This is a genomic window from Streptomyces xiaopingdaonensis, from assembly GCF_000262345.1.
Classification (GTDB): domain Bacteria; phylum Actinomycetota; class Actinomycetes; order Streptomycetales; family Streptomycetaceae; genus Streptomyces; species Streptomyces xiaopingdaonensis.
The window spans coordinates 1-3,858 of record NZ_AJTQ01000084.1 but is presented as its reverse complement, the minus strand read 5'-3'; the positions used below and the strand labels follow the sequence as shown (position 1 = coordinate 3,858).

General features: G+C 69.3%; 3 protein-coding genes. 2 read left to right on the top strand and 1 reads right to left on the bottom strand.

The genetic code is table 11. From position 1 onward, the window contains the following. Window positions 1–97 precede the first annotated feature (97 nt). The gene (locus UWG_RS0107090; RefSeq protein WP_029391238.1) at window positions 98–907 is read right to left on the bottom strand and encodes a methyltransferase domain-containing protein; all 810 of its coding nucleotides are present in this window, start codon (window positions 905–907) and stop codon (window positions 98–100) included. 258 nt (window positions 908–1,165) lie between these two features. Here UWG_RS0107090 and UWG_RS0107085 point away from each other — a divergent pair, with 258 nt between their 5' ends. Then, on the top strand, window positions 1,166–1,387 hold the full coding sequence (locus UWG_RS0107085) for a DUF6158 family protein (RefSeq protein WP_420235616.1): 222 nt from the start codon (window positions 1,166–1,168) through the stop codon (window positions 1,385–1,387). A gap of 303 nt (window positions 1,388–1,690) precedes the next feature. Further along, a partial coding sequence (locus UWG_RS0107080) for a HelD family protein (RefSeq protein WP_078495607.1) occupies window positions 1,691–3,858 on the top strand: 2,168 nt, incomplete at its 3' end.

The following is a 3,858-nucleotide window of genomic DNA, read 5'->3' as shown; positions in this document are numbered from 1 at the left end:
CTCGGGGCTCGGGGCTCGGGGCTCGGGGCTCGGGGCTCGGGGCTCGGAGCTCGGAGCTCGGAGCTCGGAGCTCGGAGCTCGGAGCTCGGCCCGACTCTCACCCCCGACACACCACCTCCCCATGAGGCACCACAAACCACCCGTCCTCATCCCCCGCCCAGTCCTGCCAAGCTCTCCCCATCCGCCGCAACTCCCCGACCGAGGCATGCCGACCATCGACTGCCGACCTGGCAAAATCCGACTCCACGATCCGCTCGGCCCACAACTCCCCCCACCACTGACGCTCCTCGGCCGACGCATAGCACCAGGCCCCGGCAGAGGCACCGATCTCACGAAACCCCGCCTCCCGTGCCCAGGCATGGAGCCGCCTCCCGGCGTCCGGTTCGCCTCCGTTCGCACGCGCCACTCGCCGATAAAGATCCCGCCACGCCTCGAGCCCCGGTAGCTGCGGATGCCAGAACATCCCTCCGTAATCCGCATCCCGCGCGGCGACGACCCCTCGAGCCGCGCACACCCGCCGCATCTCCCGGAGCGCGGCCACCGGCTCCCCGACATGCTGCAGCAACTGATGCGCGTGGACGACGTCGAACGCACCGTCCCCGAAATCCAACCCGTGGACATCTCCGACCCGGAACTCAATATTCCGTAGCCCGCGCTGACCGGCTGCCGCTTCTGCCTCACGCAGGACGGTGGAGGAGGCGTCCACTGCGACGACATGCCCGCTCGGAACAACTTCGGCGAAGTCCGCGCTGATCGTCCCCGGACCGCATCCGATGTCGAGCACCGAGGCATCCGACGCGATCTCTTCCAGCATGTAGGCGGCCGAGTTGGCCGCGGTGCGCCAGCGGTGGGAACGGAGCACGGACGCGTGATGGCCATGTGTGTAGAAGGCGGTCTCTCTTCCCATGCAGGCACAGTAAGCCTGCCGCTCGCATGGCGGACAGTGCCGTCTCACAATCCGATCCCCCAGCGTGCTGGCCGTACCGCAGTAAGCCCGTTCGTCCACCGACGGCCACCGCGCTACCCGTTCGCATGAAGACCGCCCTGCAGAGACGGTCAACCGGCCCGCGAGGAAGGAGACTGGTCCCGACGCCCGAACCGCTCCCCCGGTTCGGAACGTCCTGTGGGCGAACGACGCGAACCCGGTGGCGAAGGGCTGGAGACCATGGGCATCGACCCGAGCGAACTCACCGATGCGCAACTGGTGAAGGAACTGGAGACCATCCACCGGACGCGTCACGACACCCTCCTGCACGGCTCGGCCGACGCCCTGAACGCACACACGGAACGCCTGCGGCAACTGGAGCAGGAGTATCTGCGCCGCCACCCGGACCGCCCCGTCTCCTCCGGCAGAACCCGCGAGGGCGCACGTTCACGCACCGAGTGAGCAGAGAGGTCGACCCCGGCTCCGTCACCCTTGGTTCGGGCGGTCCGGACGACCGTCTCACCGCCCGAAACCCTGCCGCCGGGACGGTCGGAAAACCGTTGGCGTCAACGAGAGCTCGCGCGTAGCATCACCGTCTCTCCTCCCCCCAGCCGCGGGGGCGCCGCCGCACGGAAACCGGTCGGCCCTCGGTAGCACCGCCGAGGCACCATCCCAGCCATTCGCCAGCACGGCGCCTGCTGCCCCGATCTCCGCGTGCGGCACAGACGCGCCGTCGTGCTGTGCACGCACCCCGGAGGCAACACCGTGAGCGCGCCCGAGATCGCACCCCCGGACGACGACGACCGAGCAACGGCGCAGCAGTCCGACGAAGGCCGCTCCGAGCCGACGCCATCCGGGACCGCCCCGCCTCCGGTGGCCGGCGACCGAGCTCTCACGCCCCCGACCGACGCCCTGTCGCACGAGCAGAAGCACCTCGCCCGCGCCCGCGCCGCACTGCGCGCGATGCGCCAGGACACCGAGTCGCTGAACATCTCGGACGTGGCAACCAACTGGGTCAACGCCGCCGTTCTCGCACGCGACATCGACGCCCGAGTCGCGTCGCTCGCCGACCTCCCCGGCTCACCGCTCTTCTTCGGACGCATCGACTTCCTGCACGGCTACGCCGACATCGGCGACAGGTTCTACATCGGCCGCCGCCACGTCCACGACACCGACGGCGACCCTCTGGTGGTCGATTGGCGCGCCCCCGTGTCCCGCCCCTTTTACAGCGCCTCCAAGACCGACCCGATGGACGTCTCCATGCGCCGTCGCTTCGGTTACACCAACGGCGACCTGTCGGCGTACGAGGACGAACACCTCACGGACCCCTCGGAGTCCGCACATTCGAGTGCGCTGCTGCAGGCCGAGATCGAACGTCCGCGCGTGGGCCCGATGCGGGACATCGTGGCGACCATCCAGCCCGAACAGGACACCATCGTCCGCACGGATGTCGACGACACCGTCTGCGTGCAGGGGGCCCCGGGGACGGGCAAGACCGCCGTCGGACTGCACCGCGTCGCCTACCTCCTCTATGCACACCGCAAGAGGCTGGCGCGGACGGGCACACTCGTGGTCGGACCCAACGACTCCTTCCTCCACTACATCGCCCAAGTCCTGCCCTCCCTTGGCGAGTCGGAGGTACGGCAGGCCACGGTCGACGAGCTCACCCACCACGCCCTCCTCACCTCCGGGGGCAAGCTCAAGGGAACGGAGTCGGCTGCGTCGGCGAAGCTCAAGGGCGATGCGCGGATGGCCGAAGTCCTGCGCCGTGCCGTCTACTCCGGCGTCCGGAAGCCGGAGGAACCGCTTGTGGTCTCCCGGGGGATCCGCCGGTGGCGTATCCCCGTCGAGGAGCTGAGCAGGTTCGTGGACGAACTCCTCGAACGGGGCTTCCACTACAACGCCGGACGGGAGGCACTGCCGCTCCGCGTCGGGCACGCGATCCTCACGCGGGTCGAGAAAACCGGCGAAACGGCCGACAGCACGATGGAGAGGACGGTCACGCGGAACGTGGCCGTCAAAGCGTTCGTCAACTCCTGCTGGCCGGCCGTCGATCCTGCCAAGCTCGTCCTCAGGCTCCTCTCCGAGCCTGCATTTCTCGCCGAGCACGCGGACGGAATCTTCACCGCGGAGGAGCAGAAGGAGATCCTCTGGGAGACGCCGGGAAGAGGGGTCCGCTCGGCGAAATGGTCCGGTGTCGATGCGGTGCTCGTGGACGAGGCGACGTCACTCGTCGCCCGTTCCGCCTCCGTCGGCCATCTCGTACTGGACGAGGCGCAGGACCTGTCCGCGATGGAGTATCGAGCGCTGGGCCGACGGTGCGCCACCGGCACGGCGACCATCCTCGGCGACCTAGCACAGGGCACCACGCCCTGGGCGACGACGAGTTGGGAGGAGGCCATGCGCCACCTGGGCAAACCGGGAGCCGTGGTCGAGGAGCTGACGGACGGCTTCCGCGTACCGCGGGAAGTGATCGCCTACGCCTCCAGGCTCCTTCCCCAGATCGCCCCGACCCTGAAGGAAGCCACGTCGATCAGGGACGCCGCCGGACGGTTCGCAGTGCGGGAGCGAAGCGCCGACGAACTCGACGCCGCCGTCGTGGAAGCGTGCAGGGAGGCTTTGGCTCACGAAGGCACCGTCGGCCTCATCGCCTCCGACGACCGCATCCCCGCCTTGACCACGGCGCTGCGTGCAGCCGGGCTCACCCATCTGGCTCCGGGAGAGGACACGTCGCCGCAGACGAGGCTGACCTTGGCGCCGGCCCCGCTGACGAAGGGCCTCGAGTACGACTACGTCGTACTCGACGAACCCGCAGCCGTCGTCGCAGCCGAACCCGACCCGTCGACCGGCCTCAGGCGCCTGTACGTGGCGTTGACCCGTGCTGTGTCCGGGCTGACCGTCGTCCACTCCGCACCGCTGCCCGAGGCACTGCG